This window comes from Litoribrevibacter euphylliae (assembly GCF_042646085.1).
Lineage (GTDB): Bacteria > Pseudomonadota > Gammaproteobacteria > Pseudomonadales > Litoribrevibacteraceae > Litoribrevibacter > Litoribrevibacter euphylliae.
Map to the genome: position 1 here is coordinate 1 of NZ_JBHRSZ010000007.1, position 20,097 is coordinate 20,097.

The following is a 20,097-nucleotide window of genomic DNA, read 5'->3' on the forward strand; positions in this document are numbered from 1 at the left end:
AGACTAAAATCCAGCCTCAAAGGTTTCTAACACACCCCCCAACAAGCATTCAGAAAAAGAAATCACACAACGAAAAACACAATCCCAACAAAAGGCACGCCCCTAAAACGCAAAAAGACGAGCAATGCCCGTCTTTTTTATAAACCTAATAAAGAAACTGCTATATAGCTCTTACTCGCGCAAACTTTTTCTTACCCGCCTGAATCACATGCTCGGCACCAGCTTGCATCTTAAATGTAGACTCTACAGCTTCCTGATCCACCTTAACTGAACCACTCTTTAGCATATCTCTTGCTGCATTCGAGTTCTTAGTTAATCCGGCTTTATTAAGAATGGCAGAGATTGGCATTTCATCCTGACCATCAAATGCTACTTCAACTTCTGGAATATCATCAGGCAACTCACCATCTGCCAAGCGATTCCCCGCTGCCTTGTGTGCATTTTCTGCCGCCTCTTGACCATGGAAGCGTTCAATCAACTCACGAGCCAGCTCCATTTTGATATCTCGAGGATTAGCACCATCCTCAACAGAAACCTTTAGCACATCAATCTCTTCAATCGACTTAAAGCTCAGCAATTCAAAGTAGCGCCAAATCAAATCATCCGGCATAGATACGATTTTCTGGAACATATCACCAGGCGCATCATTAATACCCACATAATTACCTAATGACTTAGACATTTTCTTAACGCCATCCAAGCCTTCAAGAATCGGCATCATGATCACTGCTTGAGGCTCTTGCCCGAAATGCTCTTGCAGTTGACGGCCAGCCAGAAGATTGAAACGCTGATCGGTACCACCTAATTCAATATCGGCTTTCATTGCTACAGAGTCATAACCTTGAATCAATGGATACAAGAACTCATGTATCGCAATACTTTGACCGCCCTTAAAGCGTTTCTTAAAGTCATCACGCTCCAACATACGTGCCACATTAAACTGCCCAGCCAATTGAATCATATCGGCCGCTGATTTTTTACCCATCCATTCAGAGTTGAACATAACAGTAGTCTTTGATTCATCAAGAATCTTGAACACCTGCTCTTTATAGGTTTGAGCATTACGCTGAACGTCTTCTTCGGTCAAAGGAGGGCGCGTTGCGCTTTTTCCGGTTGGGTCACCAATCATCCCGGTAAAGTCACCAATCAAGAACAGAACATCATGCCCCAGATCCTGAAACTGCTTTAGCTTATTAATAAGTACGGTATGACCTAGATGTAAATCGGGTGCGGTTGGATCAAAACCAGCTTTAATTCGTAGCTTGCTGCCTGACTCCAGCTTTTTAATTAAACCTTCTTCTGGCAGAATTTCTTCCACACCACGTCTAATAATCTTCAAAGACTCTTCAACACTTGCCATTTTTTATCCAACTTTTCTTGAACGAAATACATCACTTAGGGGTCAAACGGTCGCGAATTATAACACTCACTTACAAGAAAGCGACCGAACATTTCTTGTTAAAAACCAGAAAAATGGCTAAGATATGTACAATTTTCTACCAAAAATAGTAAGTTAGGCGACACTTTTAATATGAGCTCTAAGAAAAACCTCTCAAGTATTGCAAAACAATACCCGAAGAAGCATTTTGTCGCTGCTTCAGCGGTGGCTAGTTTTTTAATCGCAATTGCAATTCTACCTACATCAGAAAAGGTTTCCGCGAGTCGGACTCAGCTTGATCTAGCATTACCTTTTGACGAAGGCATCGCTGCACCTCAAGAACCTTCTATTCAGGCATCAAATACACCATCTGAAAAATCCGTAAACGTTAACTCTGTAAACTATCCATTAGAAAGTACTCCTGCGCCACAAGGAATCCAATTTTCCAAAGAGTACACAGTTAAAAATGGCGATACTCTGGCGGTTATATTTAAAAAAGCGGGCTTTAGCTCACGAGATGTTTATCACGTAGCCAAAGTGTATGAAGACGCCACTCGACTTCATCCTGGTGAAACCGTAAGTTTTGCCTATAACTCCGACAACACCTTCAAAGCGTTCAAGCATCAGAAAACACAGTTGATCTCAAATGTTATCGAAAAGCAGAACGACGAGTATCAGATCAAAGAAATCGTTCGCGAACCAACTGTTGAGTTCAGATTTGCACAAGGCACAATTAATTCGTCTCTATTCCTTGACGCTAAAGAAGCAGGTCTTGATCAAACGTCCATTATGAATTTTGCCAATATTTTTGGCTGGGACATCGACTTTGTTCAGGACTTACGCCCTGGCGATACCTTTTCATTAATGTATGAAGAGCTATTTCTTGATGGTGAGTCCATAGGGACAGGCAATATTGTGGCTGCGGAATTTGTAAACCAAGGCCAAAAATTCCAGGCAATTCGCCATGTCGATGAACATGGACGAGCAAACTATTATACGCCTGAAGGCAAAAGCATGCGGAAGGCCTTCCTACGCTCACCTATCGATTTTGCACGTATCAGCTCGCACTTTAACTTGCGAAGAAAGCATCCTGTTCTAAATAAAATCAGAGCACATAAAGGAACGGATTACGCAGCAGGCAGAGGCACCCCGATTCGCACAGCAGGCGATGGTAAAGTTGTTTTTGCAGGTTGGAAAGGCGGTTTTGGTCGTTGTGTGATCATTCAACATGGCCAAGGCATCCAAACTTTGTACGCTCACATGAGCAAGTTCAACAAAAAAACCAAGAAAGGCACACGTGTTAGCCAAGGCCAGGTTATCGGTTACGTTGGCAGCAGCGGTCTAGCGTCCGGCCCGCACCTTCACTATGAATTCCGTGTTAATGGTGTTCATAAAAACCCAGTTAAAGTGAAACTGCCAGAAGCACGTCCAATCGAGAAAAAGTATCGCAAAGATTTTTTGGCTGATGCTGATAAATGGTTAGCTATTCTAGAAAACAACCAACGTTCTGTTTTAGTAGCTAGAGTAGACTAAGCACATGGCGTCTGAACTCTATTTAGGCGCCATGTCTGGAACCAGCTTAGACGGCTTGGATATTGTCTTATGCGACTTTAATTCGAAAGACAATATCCTATTAGCCTCGCACTTCTCTCCCTTTCCCAAAGAACTCAAAAGCACGCTCTACGATTTAAGTCACGACGAAACCGTAGCAATCAATCACCTTTATGAAACTGAACAAAGGTATTCCGAGTTTTGTGCATCTGTAGTTAATCAGTTCATTGAACAACATGCCATTCAAAAACTAAGCATTAAAGCCCTTGGCCTACACGGACAAACCATCCGGCATGAACCTAAAATACCAAATCGGTTTACCGTTCAGATTGGAGATTGGAGCAAGGTTGCAGCGCTAACCGATATAACCACCATTGGTGATTTTCGTCGTAAAGATTTAGCACTGGGCGGAGAAGGAGCACCTTTGGTACCTCCGTTCCATCAAGCCATTTTCCAACACCCGGAAAATGCTCGTATTGTTATGAATATTGGTGGCATCAGCAACATCACCGCTCTTACTCCAGAGCAACAACCATTAGGCTATGACACAGGGCCAGGTAATGCCCTTCTAGACTTTTGGTACTCAAAACATCAGTCCGGTCATTATGACAATCAAGGACAATGGGCCCGACAAGGTCGTATCATCCCAGAGATTCTTAACAAGCTGCTAAATGAGCCCTACTTTAAACAAGCGGCGCCTAAAAGCACGGGTAGAGAGCTATTTAATCCAGAATGGTTAACCCAAAAACTGTCAGCTAACTCTTCAGATTCAAGCTTCGAAATAGCACCAGTTGATCTGCAAGCTACGCTCACTGAATTAACCGCGATCACTACAACCAATGAAATCAAGCAGCAACTCACTGCAGGCGAAGTCTTTATCTGTGGTGGAGGCTGGAAAAATTCGTATTTAATTGAACGAATAGAAACGTTATTAGGAAGCAGCTACCAAGTAAGTTCAACAGAAACCCTTGGTATTCATCCGGATTGGGTTGAAGCTTGCGCCTTTGCTTGGCTAGCATCTAACACCCTTAATCGAAGAGACAGCCATCAAAGCTCAACCACAGGAGCTAGCCGAGATGCAATTCTTGGTGGTATTTATTACGCCTGACTCAAAAGTGCTGATAGCCTTGTTTAATTAGCTGGCGCTTATAGAGCGGGCCATTTGGAACGGTATCAACAAATGGAGGCAAATCAGAATGTTGAACACCGTCCTGAGCCATCCACACTTCACAAATACGAACATCAATAATCTTATACGCATCCAAGCGTGCAGCCTGATCCACCAGCATTTTATATTGCTGATAGTTCTTTCGCTGAAACAAGCGAACTTCAGGCCCATGGAGAACCACTTCGATAGGACTTCCGCTGGAAGAATACTCTTGATGAGAAGAAAGAAAGTCTTCGGCACGGTCAAATAAGTCTTTTAGCTCTTCCGGAGTATGCAACTCAACCTTAGCTACATAGAGCCCTTGGGCATTCGGAACATAAGAGACCTGACTGGCATTCGATATTGGGGACGAATTATCTTGCGCCCAAGAAAGATAAGCAAAAGAAAAGCCTGACAAGGTTAGTCCTAAAATGAAAAAACCATTGCCAAGCTTCATAGTGTGATCCCGTTATATGGAGAAGGATGAACCACAACCACAGGTTGTTGTTGCGTTGGGGTTACTTACCACAAAACGCGAACCTTCAAGACCTTCAAGATAATCAACGGTCGAGCCTACTAGGTACTGATAGCTGAGACTATCCACCACCAAGGTAACCCCTTGCTTTTCTACCGTCGTATCATCGTCGTTTAAAGCTTCATCAAAGGTGAAACCGTATTGAAAACCAGAGCAGCCACCGCCGGTCACATAGACACGCAGCTTTAACTGTTCGTTCTCTTCTTCCTCAACCAGAGATCTAACCTTATCAGCGGCGGCATCTGTAAAATCGATCACATAAGGGCTTTGAACTTCAACCACGCCACTCATACAACTCTCCGAATTAGATTAAATGGGTCGATATTATCCATTTATCCAACCAATTCAGTCAAGATTAACCGTTATCGCTTACTGGTTTTGGCTCAACCATAGGTGTCTGGGCTTTAGATACACTGCTCTTCTTCATATCCTTTACTTCAGTGGTGTGCTTCAGCTGACCATTCACTTCAGCACCCATCACCATTTCCATTACAGTATAGTAAACATCGCCTTGCACCGACGCTTTTTTAGCCAGTTCCAAGTGCTTGGTAGAATACACATTACCCAATACACGACCGTTCACAATAACATTTGGTGCTCGGATTTCACCCTCGACTTGCCCACGATCACTGATACGAACAACGCCATTAGACTCATCATCCGCGATAATATTACCTTTAACATGACCATCGATGTGCAACCCACCGGAGAAATGCAAATCACCAGAGATTTTTGTTTTACCTGAGATCACGGTATCCCAGTGATGATGACTACCTTTACTGCCCCACATTATTGATACTCTCTCCCATTGCCCAGCCAAACGCACTATCAACGCGTACTGGCTTTCTGCCTTGTGTTTGTAGAATTACTTGAACTTCTTCTGGCTTAAAGCCTTCTGGCAGCTTTAACTCACCTACGATGTTTTGGAAATAACGGAACCTAAACTTAATCCCTAAATCTTTATAATCTTCAGAAAGTTCTCTCAAAGAATAAATGGTCTTCTGTCCATTAAGTTGTCCAATAATACTAACCGCGGCTTGCCCATTAAGGTAGGACTGATTCTTTTCAAGCTGTGTAAGCACAATTTTAAATTTGAAACGCTGTGCATCAGAGGTTGGTGTCAGCTCCAATTTTTGAATATGCAGACCCGTATTCTTACTGCCCGGCGCCATAATGTTTTTATAGAAAGTGACTTCTTTCTCAAGCTCAGCAATGCGATCTCGGTACTCTTTAACCGATTGACGCACCGCATCACTGGCTTGTTTGTCCAGCTTGCTCCCTTCTTCCAAGACGGCAACACGTTGCGTTAGGCTATCAACCTTAACGGTTTTATCTTCAAGATCTTTTTCGATGACTTCTTTCTGATCAAGCACTACATTTAGCCGTGTAGAGACATGCCAGCTTCCAGCTAAATAAGTACTCACAAGAGCACCTAACAACAATAAAATCAAAAACGCACGACGAATAAAGTCAGTGCCAGGATTGTATGCCACCACTTTAAGACGTTGATGTGGAGAACCTTTCACCACAGCCATAAAATTTCCCTTCTTGTTTTACGCACTTTATTAGAATGGCCCTGGTCTATTAACGACACACTTGTCGTATGTTTCTGAAATCCAGGGCACTGTTATTGGCGACACATCTCAAACATTATCCGTTTGAGATACTACGTGATTAAATCAAAGCTAAATTAAGGTGTTACTCACTTAAGTTCTTATCAATTTAAGGTAATAAAGCGACTTGGCGCAAACCCGTCTCTTCATCTAAGCCCATCATAATGTTCATATTTTGGACTGCCTGACCTGCTGCACCTTTGACCAGATTATCAATGACGGACAAAATAATCACCGTATTACCATTTTGCGGCTTATGCACTGCAATACGACACGTATTGGCACCTTTTACACTACGGGTTTCAGGGTGAGAACCCACCGGCATCACATCCACAAACGGCTCGTCCTTATAAGCCTGCTCGAACAATGCTTGAAGATCTTCAACATCCTGAGTCAAGTTCGCATAGAGGGTTGCGTGAATTCCACGAATCATCGGCGTTAAATGCGGTACAAAGGTCAGCCCTACTTTATCATTGCTGTGCCATTGCAAGCCTTGAGAAATCTCCGGTAAATGACGATGACCGTCAGCTTTATAAGCTTTCATAGATTCCGTCGCTTCACACAACAAAGTTCCCACACTGGCACCACGACCTGCACCACTGACACCCGACTTGGTATCGGCGATCAGACACGACGCATCTACTAAACCAGCTTTGACCAAAGGTAAGAAACCAAGCTGCACCGCAGTTGGATAACAACCAGGGTTAGCAACAAGTCGCGCTTTGGCAATTTGTTCACGAGACGTTTCCGGTAAGCCGTACACCGCTTCTTCAAGCAGTTCGGGACACGCATGCTCCATCCCATACCACTGAGACCAAAGCTCAGGATCTTTAATACGAAAGTCGGCCGCCAAATCAATTACCTTAACGCCTTTCTCAAGCAAGGTAGGCACTGACTTCATGGCAATGCCATTTGGCGTTGCGAAAAACACCAAATCACACTCAGCAAGACGATCAACATCAGGCTCAGTAAACTCAATATCCAAGTGACCACGAAGGTTTGGGTAAAGATCAGAAATTTTCCGGCCAGATTCCGAACGCGACGTGACCACGCTCAATTCAACTTCGGGATGCAACACCAAAAGTCTCAATAACTCTACGCCTGTATAACCTGTACCACCTACTACTCCGACTTTAATCACAATCTTTCCTCTGCAGTCGCTCAAATTGGAAACCCTTGATATGATAATGGGCTAAGCTAAAAAGCTAAAGTAATCTACGAATAAATGCGATTAAAGCAAACCTTAGCCTACCCCACGGTCATAAGCGTATTCGAATCACATCACTATGAGAAGTTGGTCACAAAGGAAAGCACTCCCTAAGTTATCTGCCATTGCGGTAGCCATTGGCATTGCTTCAGGCTTAGTCATCCTGCTATTTCGCATTCTCACTGAACACGCCACCAGCAACTTAATGCCTGGACAAAATCACGAAGGTTTTGAGCAACTGTCCGAAGAAGCGCGTTTTTTCCTTCCAGTATTTGGCGCCATACTTCTGGCCGTCATTTACCGACTGATTCCAACGTCTTTTCACGATGTCGGTGTTCCCTACCTTTTGCAACGACTGGATTACCATCAAGGGCATCTCCCCTTTCGAAACACCTTAATGCAATTTATTGGTGCTACCATTGCTCTTATTTCAGGTCAAAGCGCCGGTCGTGAAGGGCCCGCGATACATCTCGGGGGAGGTGTCAGTAGTGTCATCGCGCGTTACAGTCAATTGCCTTATGCCTACCGACGCATGCTCATTGCCAGTGGCGTAGCTGCTGCAATCTCTGCATCCTTCAACACCCCACTCGCAGGCGTCATCTTTGCGCAAGAAGTGGTTCTCAGACAATTCAGTCTGATCAGCATGACGCCGTTAGTGATTGCTGCGGTAACAGGCTCACTGGTGACACAAATTGCGCTTGGTGAGTTAGCCATTTTCCCAAGCTTTGAGATTCTGCTCAGTGCCTGGGATTTCCCCGGCTTAGTACTATTAGGATGCTTTATCGGTGGTTTATCGGTAATTTTTAGTCGTCTGCTGATTGCCTGGCAAAAAACCAACAACTTCCCTAAATGGTATTCCTTACCCATTGCGGGTCTGATTACCGGAGCCGTTGCCTATTATGTGCCGGAAGTCATGGGGGTGGGTTACGACACCATCAATCTTCTTTTGGGGAATGTGTCTGACTGGCAATGGGTAGTGATTATTCTTTGCGCCAAACTGTTACTGACCAGTTTCGTCCTGGCCTACGGAGTACCGGGTGGACTGATCGGACCAAATCTACTCATCGGGGCCTGTGCCGGTTTTATTGTAGGGCTAGGATTGCAAACCTTGCATTCCGACATCAATCCGGGGCTATTCTGTTTGATTGGCATGGCGTCAATGATGGGCGCGACCTTACACGCTCCCATTGCAGCGCTGATTACTCTATTGGAAATGACCAATTCCTCTCAGATCATTCTTCCCGGCATGATCAGTATTGTGATGGCCTACCTGATCAATAAAGGACTCTGTGGACAACAAGCCATTTTCGATGAGCTACAAAGAATCCGACACGACCGTGATCGTATGAACGCGCAATCGAGTACCCTGGAACACTTTGGTATCATGCCTATCATGGATCGTCGCTTTGTAGTCGCCCAACAGATGCTGAAAGTTCAAAGTGTCATCCAATTGCTGTATGACCAACCACGATGGATCGTCATCGATTCCGGCACTCGTTTTTATCTGATGCAAGCCTCAGATTTAGCCAATTGGCTGCTCTACCAAATGAACTCGTCAGAACAAATTGAGCAATTGAAAAACGATGAAAGCAGAGAAATCGATCTACTAGCCATTCCCGCTTCACGATTAGATTTAACGGCGATAAACATCAAAGCTGACATTGCTGAGGCGTTATCCTTAATCGACAGTCATAAAACCGATGCGCTATTGATCCAGAGCACACCACCCGAAGGACAAGCACCCAAACTCCTTGGTATCATTACTCAAAACGACTTAGCTCACTTTTATTCCAACCGAAAATTTGATGATTTTTTTGAAGCGCCGGATCAAGAGTCTAAAAACAAAAGTTAGATAATTCCGACCGTCTATTGATGTAACTAAGGAGATTTGCGTGACCTATTTGTGGGTGAAAGCCTTTCATATCATTGCTATCGTGTGCTGGTTCGCCGCCCTGTTTTATTTGCCTCGCCTGTTTGTCTATCACGCCATGTCAGACGATGAGACATCGAAAGAGCGTTTCAAAATCATGGAGCGCAAGCTCTATCGCGGAATCATGACACCATCGGCCATTATCTCTGTATTACTGGGAATTTGGCTTGTTTCGCTAATGCCCAGCCTCTACATGGCGGGTGGCTGGTTCCACGCCAAGGTGACTATGGTGTTGTTATTAGTGATTTACCACGCCCTCTGCGGATACCACCTCAAGCAGTTTCGTGATGACAAAAACACCAAAAGCCACGTCTATTTTCGATGGTTTAATGAAATGCCGGTACTGTTATTGATCGGTATAATTATTATGGTAGTGGTAAAACCGTTTTAATTTTGTAAGGACTGGTTCGACATGCAGTATCGCCCTCCGGTTATATTGACCTTTTCTGGATTAGACCCAACAGGTGGTGCCGGCATCCAAGCCGACATCACCAGTCACGCCTTGGTCAATAGCCACTGCTGCCCGATCATTACCAGTTACACTTCACAAGACACCCACAATGTCTATTCGGTCTACCCACTCAGCAGTGACATCATCGAACAGAGTACACGTTGTTTAGTACGGGACGTAGGCCCACAAGCCATTAAAATCGGCTTATTGGGTTCCACTGATATTGTCCTTACCGTCGCTGAATTGATACGGGAAATTCGAATCGACTGTCCACAACTGCCTGTCGTGTTTGATCCGGTTCTCGCGGCAGGAGGCGGCACAAACTTAAGCAGTGACCAGTTGCTAGAAGCCATTCGAGAGCACCTACTGCCGGTTTGCTCGTTGATCACTCCCAACACCTATGAAGCCTGTCGTTTGGCGGAACTCACGAATGCTGATCAAGCAGCAAAATCCTTGGTTACTGATAATCTATCGGTGTTACTAACAGGCACTCATGATGAGAGTGACAAAGACCGTGTTCACAACCGGTTATATACTCAAGCCTCAGAAACGGAATGGCACTGGGAGCGATTGCCTGATGAATACCATGGTTCAGGATGCACCGTTGCCTCGCTGGTGACAGGTTTATTAGGGCACGGTATGCCATTAATTGAAGCAGTCGAACAGGCTCAAACGTTAACCATTAAAGCATTGGAAGACAGCTATGCTATTGGTCACGGCCAACGCATTCCCAACCGTCTTGCCAATGACCTTTATAAGTCCTAATCCGGATCAACACTCGGCCTTCTATCAATCATGAACAGTGACTCTATCTCCGACATCATTTCGGGCATCTATGCCATTACTGATCCAAACTTACTGACATCTCAAACGGCTTTACTTGACGCCGTGGATGCAGCTCTGGCCCAAGGTGTCAGAGTCATTCAATACCGTGACAAACTTGCGTCCAGCGACCAAAAGCTAGAGCGAGCCAAAGCGATTCATCGACTATGTAAACGCTATCAGGCCGTTTCCATCATTAATGATTCGTTGGAATTAATGATCGCGGCCGACGCAGACGGTGTTCATCTGGGGCAAACCGACGGTGCTACGGCCCTGACCGAACTCGATATTCCCAAACAAAAAATTATTGGTGTGACCTGTCACGACGATATTGAACTTGCAATCCGCGCCCAACAGCACGGTGCCTCCTATGCGGCATTTGGACGCTTCTACCCGTCCAACACCAAACCTCATGCAAAGCCGGCAAAAATCGAAACGCTTATTGAGGCAAAGCAAGAATTATCCATTCCAGTGGTCGCGATTGGCGGTATAAACGCGCATAATATGTCCCCATTACTAGACGCGGGTGCCGATTGCATTGCTGTTATCAACGCGATCTTCGGACAAAACGACACCCAGAAAGCAGCGAATACGTTAGTCTCAACCTTTAATAGACTGACGGCTGGATTTAATTAAACGCTCGAAAAAGGTTAACTCATGACTCGTTCTCAAGAACTATTTGAAACTGCATCCAAAGTGATCCCTGGCGGTGTCAATTCACCGGTTCGTGCCTTTAAAGGTGTCGGTGGCACGCCTGTATTCTTCAAAGAAGGCAAAGGCGCTTATCTGATTGATGAAGATGGTCGCGCCTATGTGGATTACATCGGTTCTTGGGGACCTATGATTCTTGGCCATGGCCACCCGAAAGTTCTAGAAGCAATTCATGCGCAAGTCGATAAAGGGTTAAGCTTTGGCGCACCGACCGCAGTTGAAATCGAAGCCGCAGAAAAAGTGTGCAGCCTGATTCCCTCCATCGAAAAAGTGCGTATGGTCAGTTCAGGCACAGAAGCAACCATGAGTGCCATTCGCTTAGCTCGCGGGTACACAGGTCGTGACAAGCTGATTAAATTCGAAGGCTGTTATCATGGCCATGCCGATTCCTTGTTGGTAAAAGCAGGATCTGGCGCACTCACGCTTGGTGTACCAAGTTCACCAGGCATTCCTGAAGATCTTGCAAAACACACCGTCACGCTTGAGTACAACAACCTATCTCAAGTCGAAGAAACACTTAAAGACATTGGTGATCAGGTTGCCTGCATCATCATCGAACCGGTCGCCGGGAATATGAACTGCATTCCACCGGTTGAAGGCTTCCTTGAAGGTTTACGGGCTCTGTGTGATCAACACGGCGTAGTTCTGATTTTTGATGAAGTAATGACCGGCTTCCGTACTGCTTTGGGTTGCGCCCAATCGGTTTACAACATCACGCCAGACCTAACGACCTTAGGTAAAGTCATCGGTGGTGGCATGCCAGTTGGCGCGTTTGGTGGTAAAGCGGAAATCATGGACTACATCGCACCAACCGGCCCTGTCTATCAAGCAGGAACGCTGTCAGGCAACCCGGTGGCCATGACAGCAGGCTTAGCGGTGCTGAATGAAATATCTCAACCCGGTTTCTTCAAAGCCCTAACCGAGAAAACCACGCAACTGGTTAATGGCTTACAAGAGCGAGCAGACAAAGCAGGCATCCCATTCACTACCTCTCAGATAGGCGCCATGTTTGGTTTGTTTTTCACGGATCAGGAAAAAGTAACGAGCTTTGCCCAAGCAACCGCTTGTGATCTTGATCGCTTCCAAAAATTCTTCCACTTGATGCTGGAAGAAGGCGTGTATCTGGCACCGTCTGCTTATGAAGCCGGGTTTGTATCAGCAGCCCATGACGACGAAGCGATTCTGAAAACGTTGGATGCAGCTGAAAGAGCATTTGCAAAGTTGTAAGAATTTCTTTCTTACAGGCATAAAAAAAGAGGCTCAATGAAGCCTCTTTTTTATAGTCTTACGAAACGACTTTAGACTTTAATCTGATAAGCGCGCTGAAGTGCTCGTTGTGCTTTCTGTTTCTTACCTTGCGCGTCCAGTGCTTTCGCCATCGCAATCCACAGTTCTTTTTGAAGAATCGGGTTACCGTGGGACAAAGACAAGCCCTTCTTACACAGTTGTTCCGCCTGACGCGGTTGGTTTTTCTTCAAATGAATGACCGCTAACTCGTAATACACTTTCGGTTCTTTCGGGTCGATACGTTGGGCACGTTCTAATACCGACTGCGCCTTAGCGTACTTTCTTTTCAGGCTATAGGATTCGGCACTCGCCAGTAACTTAACCACACCCAATTTGGTATCGTGAATCGGTTTTGAAGAATGAATGGTTTTCGCCTGCAAGGCTTCACGGTCTTCTTGCGGCTTAATGATGACGCCATTGCCGTTATTGATGGAATTTCCTGATTGATACACCGGTTCTTTCTGACCGCCCGATACCACAGGCACATTTTGATGAGTGGCACAGCCTGCCATGGTTACAAGCAACAAACTCATCCATAAAAAGCGCATGGTCATTCCTCAATAATTTGTTGTGATGATTCGTGTCCGCAGTTTACCAATCTAATAAGCGCTCTAATAGTCCTTTACTACGAGTGACCGTTGGGTTGCTACAAGGAACCTGCTGATCTGGAGCACTGTCGCCAATAAAGGGCAGTAGCCGCGCACTGACGCAATCCTTATCAACTCTCAGCCCAGAGGCTTGATCGATCCAAGAAAAGCCTAGACCTTCCGGAACAACACGCGGAGCATCGCCTTTTGGCATATCCCGCATCACTTGCCCCCACACACGAAGCGCGCCCGAACTTCCGGTCAACTCGGTCGGCGCATTGTCATCCCGCCCCATCCAAGTCACCGCTAGATAATTGCCTTTCACCCCGGCAAACCAGCTGTCTCGCTGTTGATTCGAAGTGCCTGTCTTACCGAATACCACTTCATCCGTAGGGATCACATTATTCAGCCAACGCCCCGTGCCTTCTCTGGCCGCCACCTGCATCGCATAATTGACCAAATATACGGGTTTCTGATCAAACACTTGCTCGACTTTAAGCGGGTATCTATCCAGCACTTCGCCTTCAGCATCCGTCACTGAACGAATCACTTTCAAAGGCGCCTTAAAACCATCAGCCGCCAAGGTCTGATACATTTTAGTCATTTCATACGGACTAAGTGACAGCGATCCCAACATAGTAGCCGGAAGCATAGGCACTCGATCTGAAAAACCAAACTGACGGAACGTATCGATCACCTGCTCCAAACCGATTTCCAAACCCAAGCGGGCAGTCGCCTGGTTATAGGATTTAGCTAACGCTTGATACAACAACACATCGCCGTGACTTTTGTTATCAAAGTTACGGGGCTGCCATTCATCACCATTGTCCATCAAGATCTTAAACGCCTGATCCTGAATCACAGAGGTCAAAGTGTATTTCTCAGGTTGTTGCAACGCGGTTAAAAACACCGCTGGCTTTGCCAGCGAACCAATCGGACGCTTAGCATCCAACGCCCGATTGAACCCGGCATAGCCGACGTTTTTATCCCCAATCGCAGCAACCACCTCTCCGTTATCCACAGACGTGATGACGGTTGCCAACTGATAATGTTCACCCTCTTGTGGATGTTTACGTGCAAGGCGCTCCAGCTCGGCCACTGCATTCTGCTCTAACGACCATTGCACCTGTGGGTCCAGTGAAGTGAATACGCGTAATCCTGATTTAGAAAGCTCGTCTTCCGAATAATCACGTTTTAGATGTCGATGTACCAAGCCAAGATACGCAGGAAAGCGATTAGCTGAACGCGTAGGATGAGAAACCACATCTAAGGGCTGACGCTTCGACCAGTTAGTGACTTTGGCCTCAATAACCCCTTGCTTAGCCAACAAATCGAGCACCAAATTTCGGCGTTCAAGCGCCCGTTCTGGATGGCGTTTGGGATTGTAATAGGCCGGGCCTTTAATCACCGCCACCATCAAAGCGATCTGATGAAGTTTTAATTCCCGAACAGGCACGCCAAAGTAGTAATAACTGGCCGCCATCACACCATGTACGGCACGCCCACCATCTTGCCCGAGATAAACTTCATTCAAATACGTTTCAAGAATTTTATCTTTAGAAAACCTGAGATCCACCAGCAAGGCCATGGCCGCTTCCTGGAGTTTACGGGTATAAGTCCGCTCTCGAGTTAAGTAGAGGTTCTTAATCAACTGCTGAGTTAAGGTACTGCCACCTTGAACTACTCCTCCCGCCTGGAAATTTGCCAACATGGCACGAACAATCGATTTAGGGGAAACCCCATGATGGTCGTAAAACTCCCGATCTTCCGTCGCAATCAATGCACTCTTTAACGCCTTAGGTACGTCATCGACTTTAACTAACTGACGGTCTTCATGATGGTTTGGAAACAGACTCCCCAGCAACAAGGGTTCAAGACGGAAGAGATCCTGTTCACGACCATTAACCCGGACTTGTTCAATGCGTCCGCCTCGGAAGATAACCAAACATTCGGTGGCCTCCTGAAGCTCGTCCTCAAATTGGAATCCACGAGCATGAATACGAACACTGTTGCTGCGCTGTAAGGCATAGCCCGTACGTCGGTGATTCTGAAAACGATAGCCCAGTGCTTTTAACTCCCGAACTAACTGATCCTGACTGAGCTGTTTACCTGGATATAACTCCAACGGCCGTGCATACACTTGTGCAGGGAGCTCCCATTGCACCGCATCCAAATCCTGGCGCAACGTCGCATCGAGATACACAAGAAACGCCAGCAAGCACACCATTCCCACCAGACTTAATTTCACTAAGAATCGAAACCAGCCTGGCAACCAATAGACTTTTTCATGAGAAGCTTGCGCTTTCTTACGCTGCTGAGTTCTTTGAGAACGACGGCTTGATGTCCCGGTGTTTTTCGAATTACTGGCTCGACCCGACGTGTTTTTACTGTTCGACGTTGTTTTTTTGCGTTCTGCCATGAAAAATTTACGCGTTTGCTCTCACAATGTTGTGAATAAATACCAAGAACCAAGAGGTGGTGAGGCTGTTACCTCTCTTGAAAGTCGCATATTATATAACCCAAGGTCTTTACACGACTACTGCAGTCGGAGCACGATTTCGGACACAATGGAACAGAGCGTCAGCCATGCTCTTAATCAGAACTCGATCAAATAAAAGGTATAAAGAATGTCTCAAAATAATAAAAAGTATCATGTCTACGGTTTGGGCAATGCATTAGTAGATATGGAGTTCGAAGTTAGCGATCAGTTCCTTTCCGATAAAGGAATTGAGAAAGGCATGATGACCTTAATCGACGAAAACCAACACCATACCCTGTTTGACGATCTAAAAGACACTTTTGGAGTGATCAAACAAGCCAGTGGTGGTTCTGCAGCAAATACCATCATTGCCGCCAGCTATTTCGGAGCGAACAACTTCTATTCTTGCCGAGTATCCAGTGACGAAACCGGCGACTTCTACGTTAAAGATCTGATGGCCGCTGGCGTTGATACCAACATGAACGGCAATCGTGAAACCGGCGTTACCGGTAAATGCCTGGTAATGGTTACGCCTGATGCAGAACGTACCATGAATACCTACTTGGGCGTTTCGGAACACTTTGATCACAGCAACATTGTCGAAGGTGCTATTGCGGATTCCACCTACCTTTACATTGAAGGCTACCTAGTAACGTCAGAGTCCGGTCGTCACGCCGCGATTCAAGCTCGTGACGCTGCGAAAAAAGCCGGCACTCAAATCGCCATGACCTTCTCTGACCCAGCCATGACCCAGTTCTTTAAAGACGGTCTGGTAGAAATGTTGGGTGAAGGTGTGGACTTGCTGTTCTGTAACGAACATGAAGCACAGCTTTTCACCGGTAAAGAAACCGCACAGGAAGCCATCGAAGAGTTGGCCAAACTGGCTCCGCATTTGGTGGTCACGCTAGGCAAAGACGGTGCACTGATCGTCAAAGACGGTGAGCGTTACCAGATTCCTGCTTTCCCGGTAAAAGCCATTGATACTAACGGTGCTGGCGACATGTTTGCAGGCGCTTACTTATACGCTATTACCCATGGCCATTCACCGCAAGAAGCCGGTCGTCTTGCCAGTCGTTCAGCGTCTGAACTGGTGACACACTTTGGTGCTCGTCTACCAGCAGAAAGCCACGATCAATTAAAACAAGAGATTCTATAATTACGCTTTTTCATCTTGGATGAACATTAAAAGCGACAGGCGCCAGGACAAACAGAGTGGAACAGAAACAATACGTACAATGGTTTAGAAATACCTCCCCGTACATCAACGCACACCGTGGTACAACGATCGTGTTGCTGTTGAATGGTGAAAGTATTGCTGACCCAAACCTTCCCAATATCATTCATGATATTGCCACTCTGAGCAGCCTCGGCGCCAAACTTTGCATCGTCTTTGGGGCCCGTCCACAAATCGAGCAGAAACTCAGTGAGCATCAAATTGAATCCATCATTCAGCAATGCCATCGGGTGACGTCGGATACCGCTCTCCCCCACATCAAAGATGCCGTCGGCAGCATTCGTATTCAGCTCGAAGCGCTACTTTCTATGGGTCTGCCCAACTCACCCATGCACGGTGCTGACATTCGCATCAGCAGCGGTAATTACATCACGGCTCAACCTATTGGCGTAAGAGAAGGTGTTGATTTTGGTCACACCGGCGAAGTAAGACGCGTAGATCATCAAGCCATTTTGGACGATCTTAGCCAAGGCCGTATTGTCCTAATTCCGCCGTTAGGCTTTTCACCGACCGGAGAAGTATTCAACCTGCCTTCAGAAGCACTGGCCACCGATGTCGCAAAAGCGATTAATGCGGATAAGTTAATCTTGTTCCAAAAAGAAGCCGGCGTAATACAGGACGAAAAACTGATTCGTGAACTCACTCCTCTTAAAATCAAAACCTTGCTCGCCAACAGTGCCCTCGAACCTGTGATTGAAGCCAACTTAAAGTCGAGCCTGGTAGCATTGAATTATCTGTCTCGAGTGCATTTGGTCAGCTATCAGTCTGATGGTGCACTGCTTCAAGAGCTTTATACCCTTGATGGTCAAGGCACCTTGTTAACCCGTGAGCCATCGGAAGTATTAAGACGAGCCTCCATCAGTGACGTGGCAGGTATTCTCGACCTCATCCAACCTTTGGAAGAGCAAGGCATTCTGGTAAAACGTTCACGCGAACGCCTGGAACAAGAGATCGAACAATTCATCGTGATGGACTGGGAAGGCATGATCGTCGGCTGTTCCGCCATCTTTCCTTATCAAGATAGCGACACCAAAACTACTTGGGCAGAACTGGCATGCGTGGTAGTACATCCCGACTATCGTGGTAATGATCGTGGTGAAAAACTACTGCATTATGTCGAACAAGAATGCCAGAAACGCCAATACAACAAGCTCTTTGTTCTGACCACGCGCACCGGCCATTGGTTTATCGAACATGGCTTTCAAGCGATGGCTCCAGAACAATTGCCACCAGCAAGAAAAGAGCTCTACAACTGGCAACGAAATTCTCTTATTCTCGCTAAGACAATCAAAGCTGCGGCCACCTCTTAAGCCCGCATTTCAATAGCTAGAATGTCTCCCTTAAGGCTCTGAACTAAGAGCCTTCTTCTTCTGTTGACACCAAGTGCCCGAAACAACAGCACACACTCATAGAAAACCCATCCAGGATCAATAACCTAAGCCGACACTTTATCCATACTTATTTTTCTTGAATTTGCGACTTATGAACATCAATTCCATTACGCAATCAAAGTAGACTCGTCTACACTGAGGGCAATGGATTTAAATTGGACAAGGCAATCTCGATATGTCACAACTTCATACCCCCAGCGTTGTAGAAAACTTACAAAAACTGATTGGCGAAGAAAAATTCTCTGTCATTCTTTCCAGCTCACGCGCCTCTTTGGAAGGCATCATCTCTGAACTGAAATCAGCTTATACCGACTCTGATCATGAAACCATGCGCCGTGCCGCACACAGCATTAAGTCTTCGGTTGGAAATTACGGTGCTGACCCTGTCTCCAAAAAAGCAGAAGAGCTAGAACACAAATACAAGGCTCAAGATCTTGGTAATGCGGCCAGTGAAATTGAAGAACTCGACGGATTAGTACAGGGTCTGTTGACTGAACTTGAAACCTATCTTTAATCAAGGTCATCGCTATCGTTGAAGATACATACAGTCAATAAGGCACTACAGACACCACAACTTAGGTAGTTAGAAGTTATGCCAGGTTCCATCTTAATCGTTGATGATATGACGGATAACCGTCTACTCTTAGATGCCTTGCTATGCGATACCTATCGCATACAGTTGGCGGCATCAGGTCCTGAGTGTTTTGAAAAAATTGCAGAAAACAAGCCGGGTCTAATCCTGCTAGATCTGATCATGCCGGAAATGGACGGCTTTGAAGTCTGTCAAAAGCTTAAATCGGATTATCAAACGCAAGATATCCCCGTTATTTTTATTACCTCGTCGACAGACGATGATGAGAAACTAAAAGCCTATGAGTTGGGCGCAGATGACTTCATCAACAAGCCATTCAATCATGAAGAATTGATCGCAAAAATCTCCAAAGTCGTTTCAAGCCAAGCAAGTATTCAAGAAGCCAAAGATCTGGCTCAGGCCGCTCAACAAGCGGCACTTATTGCTATGACCAATTCCAGTGAATTGGGCATGATCATTAAGTTTATGGAATCGTCCAGTGAATCGGAAGATTTCGATATGTTGGCGAATAATCTCAATGAAGTAACCAAAAACTTTGGTCTGATTTGCTGCTTTCAGTTCGCCTACGAAGATAAAGTTCTGAATATTGGGAACGGCTGTGAAGAGGGCAGTCTCGAAGCAAAAATGCTGACCGAGGCCCGAAAAGCAGGCGGAATCATCGGCCACGGTAAACGTATGTTCTTTAACCAGAGGTACGTGTCCATGCTGGTCAAAAATATGCCGGTGGAAGACGAAGAAAAATGTGGTCGCTACAAAGACAATCTTGCGCTGCTTCTCTCCGCGGCCAATGGCATTGCAAAAACCATAGGTGTTGAAAAAGCGATGCTAGAGCAGCGCAAACAGCTGATTAGAACCACCTTCGACTCCACCTATGAACGAACGCAACATGTAATGGGGTTAGTTCGTTTGCTAGAAACCAACACCGTCGATGTGGTTCAGGAAATCCGACTTTCATTTGAAGAAGCACTTTTTAGTCTAGGTCTGAGTGAAGAGCAAGAAAGCTACTTGATGGGTATTTTTGATTCCGCAATGGATAAAATGGACACCGTAAAAGAAACCGCTATCGAAGTGGAAGATGCTATGAAAACCGTAGTAAACGCCTTTGAGCAGCTTTTAAATGAATAAACCTCAATAAGCTCATCGCAGAGCAACTAAACAAACAAGCAAGAAAGCAAACAAAAA

At 45.8% G+C, this 20,097-nt stretch carries 19 protein-coding genes; 11 read left to right on the forward strand and 8 right to left on the reverse strand.

The features are described 5' to 3' along the window. Window positions 1-160: 160 nt before the first annotated feature. Window positions 161-1,360, reverse strand: coding sequence for a tyrosine--tRNA ligase (tyrS, locus tag ACFOEK_RS15435; protein ID WP_386722361.1), 1,200 nt, complete (start codon window positions 1,358-1,360; stop codon window positions 161-163). Between the two features lie 171 nt (window positions 1,361-1,531). Between tyrS and ACFOEK_RS15440 the strand changes: the two genes are divergently transcribed. Continuing rightward, on the forward strand, window positions 1,532-2,911 hold the full coding sequence (locus ACFOEK_RS15440; RefSeq protein ID WP_386722362.1) for a peptidoglycan DD-metalloendopeptidase family protein: 1,380 nt from the start codon (window positions 1,532-1,534) through the stop codon (window positions 2,909-2,911). A 4-nt stretch (window positions 2,912-2,915) separates the two neighbouring features. Next, window positions 2,916-4,037, forward strand: a complete 1,122-nt coding sequence (locus tag ACFOEK_RS15445) for an anhydro-N-acetylmuramic acid kinase (protein WP_386722363.1) — start codon at window positions 2,916-2,918, stop codon at window positions 4,035-4,037. A gap of 1 nt (window position 4,038) precedes the next feature. On the opposite strand, the gene ACFOEK_RS15450 is transcribed toward ACFOEK_RS15445, so the two are convergent. The 5 genes from ACFOEK_RS15450 to argC all read right to left on the reverse strand — a co-directional run bounded on the left by ACFOEK_RS15450 (window position 4,039) and on the right by argC (window position 7,365). After that, window positions 4,039-4,533 (reverse strand): DsrE family protein, encoded by a 495-nt coding sequence (locus ACFOEK_RS15450; RefSeq protein ID WP_386722364.1) that lies wholly within the window; start codon window positions 4,531-4,533, stop codon window positions 4,039-4,041. Window positions 4,534-4,545: 12 nt separating this feature from the next. Continuing rightward, window positions 4,546-4,902, reverse strand: a complete 357-nt coding sequence (gene erpA / locus ACFOEK_RS15455) for an iron-sulfur cluster insertion protein ErpA (protein ID WP_386722365.1) — start codon at window positions 4,900-4,902, stop codon at window positions 4,546-4,548. A 64-nt stretch (window positions 4,903-4,966) separates the two neighbouring features. Beyond that, a complete protein-coding gene (locus ACFOEK_RS15460; protein ID WP_386722366.1) occupies window positions 4,967-5,401 on the reverse strand; it encodes a bactofilin family protein in 435 nt (144 codons plus the stop codon). Continuing rightward, window positions 5,388-6,146 (reverse strand): DUF6776 family protein, encoded by a 759-nt coding sequence (locus tag ACFOEK_RS15465; RefSeq protein WP_386722367.1) that lies wholly within the window; start codon window positions 6,144-6,146, stop codon window positions 5,388-5,390. The genes ACFOEK_RS15460 and ACFOEK_RS15465 overlap by 14 nt, the downstream gene beginning before the upstream one ends. 187 nt (window positions 6,147-6,333) lie before the next feature. Then, window positions 6,334-7,365, reverse strand: coding sequence for an N-acetyl-gamma-glutamyl-phosphate reductase (gene argC, locus ACFOEK_RS15470; RefSeq protein WP_386722368.1), 1,032 nt, complete (start codon window positions 7,363-7,365; stop codon window positions 6,334-6,336). A 145-nt stretch (window positions 7,366-7,510) separates the two neighbouring features. Between argC and ACFOEK_RS15475 the strand changes: the two genes are divergently transcribed. From ACFOEK_RS15475 to hemL, 5 genes are read left to right on the forward strand one after another with little or no spacing between them, the layout of a single operon-like run. Beyond that, complete coding sequence (locus ACFOEK_RS15475; RefSeq protein WP_386722369.1) at window positions 7,511-9,283, forward strand: chloride channel protein; 1,773 nt, start codon at window positions 7,511-7,513, stop codon at window positions 9,281-9,283. Window positions 9,284-9,323: 40 nt separating this feature from the next. Beyond that, window positions 9,324-9,752 carry a protoporphyrinogen oxidase HemJ gene (gene hemJ / locus ACFOEK_RS15480; protein ID WP_386722370.1) on the forward strand — a complete coding sequence of 143 codons (429 nt, stop codon included), beginning with the start codon at window positions 9,324-9,326 and terminating at the stop codon, window positions 9,750-9,752. A 21-nt stretch (window positions 9,753-9,773) separates the two neighbouring features. Beyond that, complete coding sequence (gene thiD, locus ACFOEK_RS15485; protein ID WP_386722371.1) at window positions 9,774-10,577, forward strand: bifunctional hydroxymethylpyrimidine kinase/phosphomethylpyrimidine kinase; 804 nt, start codon at window positions 9,774-9,776, stop codon at window positions 10,575-10,577. A 30-nt stretch (window positions 10,578-10,607) separates the two neighbouring features. After that, window positions 10,608-11,270, forward strand: coding sequence for a thiamine phosphate synthase (gene thiE, locus ACFOEK_RS15490; protein WP_386722372.1), 663 nt, complete (start codon window positions 10,608-10,610; stop codon window positions 11,268-11,270). Window positions 11,271-11,291: 21 nt separating this feature from the next. Next, a complete protein-coding gene (hemL, locus tag ACFOEK_RS15495; RefSeq protein WP_386722373.1) occupies window positions 11,292-12,572 on the forward strand; it encodes a glutamate-1-semialdehyde 2,1-aminomutase in 1,281 nt (426 codons plus the stop codon). Between the two features lie 71 nt (window positions 12,573-12,643). Here hemL and ACFOEK_RS15500 read toward each other — a convergent pair whose 3' ends face one another. Together ACFOEK_RS15500 and mrcB are read right to left on the reverse strand one after the other, a co-directional pair. Continuing rightward, window positions 12,644-13,180 carry a tetratricopeptide repeat protein gene (locus tag ACFOEK_RS15500; RefSeq protein ID WP_386722374.1) on the reverse strand — a complete coding sequence of 179 codons (537 nt, stop codon included), beginning with the start codon at window positions 13,178-13,180 and terminating at the stop codon, window positions 12,644-12,646. Between the two features lie 43 nt (window positions 13,181-13,223). After that, entirely contained in the window at window positions 13,224-15,638 is a 2,415-nt protein-coding gene (gene mrcB, locus ACFOEK_RS15505; protein WP_386722375.1) for a penicillin-binding protein 1B, read from the reverse strand. A gap of 208 nt (window positions 15,639-15,846) precedes the next feature. Here mrcB and ACFOEK_RS15510 point away from each other — a divergent pair, with 208 nt between their 5' ends. From ACFOEK_RS15510 to ACFOEK_RS15525, 4 genes are all read left to right on the forward strand, one after another. After that, window positions 15,847-16,854, forward strand: coding sequence for an adenosine kinase (locus ACFOEK_RS15510; RefSeq protein WP_386722376.1), 1,008 nt, complete (start codon window positions 15,847-15,849; stop codon window positions 16,852-16,854). A 56-nt stretch (window positions 16,855-16,910) separates the two neighbouring features. Further along, window positions 16,911-18,242 carry an amino-acid N-acetyltransferase gene (gene argA, locus ACFOEK_RS15515; protein WP_386722377.1) on the forward strand — a complete coding sequence of 444 codons (1,332 nt, stop codon included), beginning with the start codon at window positions 16,911-16,913 and terminating at the stop codon, window positions 18,240-18,242. A 256-nt stretch (window positions 18,243-18,498) separates the two neighbouring features. Then, window positions 18,499-18,837, forward strand: coding sequence for an Hpt domain-containing protein (locus ACFOEK_RS15520; protein WP_386722378.1), 339 nt, complete (start codon window positions 18,499-18,501; stop codon window positions 18,835-18,837). Between the two features lie 78 nt (window positions 18,838-18,915). Next, a complete protein-coding gene (locus tag ACFOEK_RS15525) occupies window positions 18,916-20,040 on the forward strand; it encodes a response regulator (RefSeq protein ID WP_386722379.1) in 1,125 nt (374 codons plus the stop codon). Window positions 20,041-20,097: the final 57 nt, after the last annotated feature.

Bases quoted from the DNA above. Each gene is read 5' to 3' on its own strand.
- thiE (WP_386722372.1), top strand. From the start codon at position 10,608: ATGAACAGTGACTCTATCTCCGACATCATTTCGGGCATCTATGCCATT.
- ACFOEK_RS15445 (WP_386722363.1), top strand. From the start codon at position 2,916: ATGGCGTCTGAACTCTATTTAGGCGCCATGTCTGGAACCAGCTTAGAC.
- thiD (WP_386722371.1), top strand. From the start codon at position 9,774: ATGCAGTATCGCCCTCCGGTTATATTGACCTTTTCTGGATTAGACCCA.
- ACFOEK_RS15465 (WP_386722367.1), bottom strand. From the start codon at position 6,146: ATGGCTGTGGTGAAAGGTTCTCCACATCAACGTCTTAAAGTGGTGGCA.
- hemL (WP_386722373.1), top strand. From the start codon at position 11,292: ATGACTCGTTCTCAAGAACTATTTGAAACTGCATCCAAAGTGATCCCT.
- ACFOEK_RS15500 (WP_386722374.1), bottom strand. From the start codon at position 13,180: ATGCGCTTTTTATGGATGAGTTTGTTGCTTGTAACCATGGCAGGCTGT.
- ACFOEK_RS15525 (WP_386722379.1), top strand. From the start codon at position 18,916: ATGCCAGGTTCCATCTTAATCGTTGATGATATGACGGATAACCGTCTA.
- ACFOEK_RS15450 (WP_386722364.1), bottom strand. From the start codon at position 4,533: ATGAAGCTTGGCAATGGTTTTTTCATTTTAGGACTAACCTTGTCAGGC.
- ACFOEK_RS15460 (WP_386722366.1), bottom strand. From the start codon at position 5,401: ATGTGGGGCAGTAAAGGTAGTCATCATCACTGGGATACCGTGATCTCA.
- erpA (WP_386722365.1), bottom strand. From the start codon at position 4,902: ATGAGTGGCGTGGTTGAAGTTCAAAGCCCTTATGTGATCGATTTTACA.
- mrcB (WP_386722375.1), bottom strand. From the start codon at position 15,638: ATGGCAGAACGCAAAAAAACAACGTCGAACAGTAAAAACACGTCGGGT.
- tyrS (WP_386722361.1), bottom strand. From the start codon at position 1,360: ATGGCAAGTGTTGAAGAGTCTTTGAAGATTATTAGACGTGGTGTGGAA.
- ACFOEK_RS15475 (WP_386722369.1), top strand. From the start codon at position 7,511: ATGAGAAGTTGGTCACAAAGGAAAGCACTCCCTAAGTTATCTGCCATT.
- ACFOEK_RS15510 (WP_386722376.1), top strand. From the start codon at position 15,847: ATGTCTCAAAATAATAAAAAGTATCATGTCTACGGTTTGGGCAATGCA.
- ACFOEK_RS15520 (WP_386722378.1), top strand. From the start codon at position 18,499: ATGTCACAACTTCATACCCCCAGCGTTGTAGAAAACTTACAAAAACTG.
- ACFOEK_RS15440 (WP_386722362.1), top strand. From the start codon at position 1,532: ATGAGCTCTAAGAAAAACCTCTCAAGTATTGCAAAACAATACCCGAAG.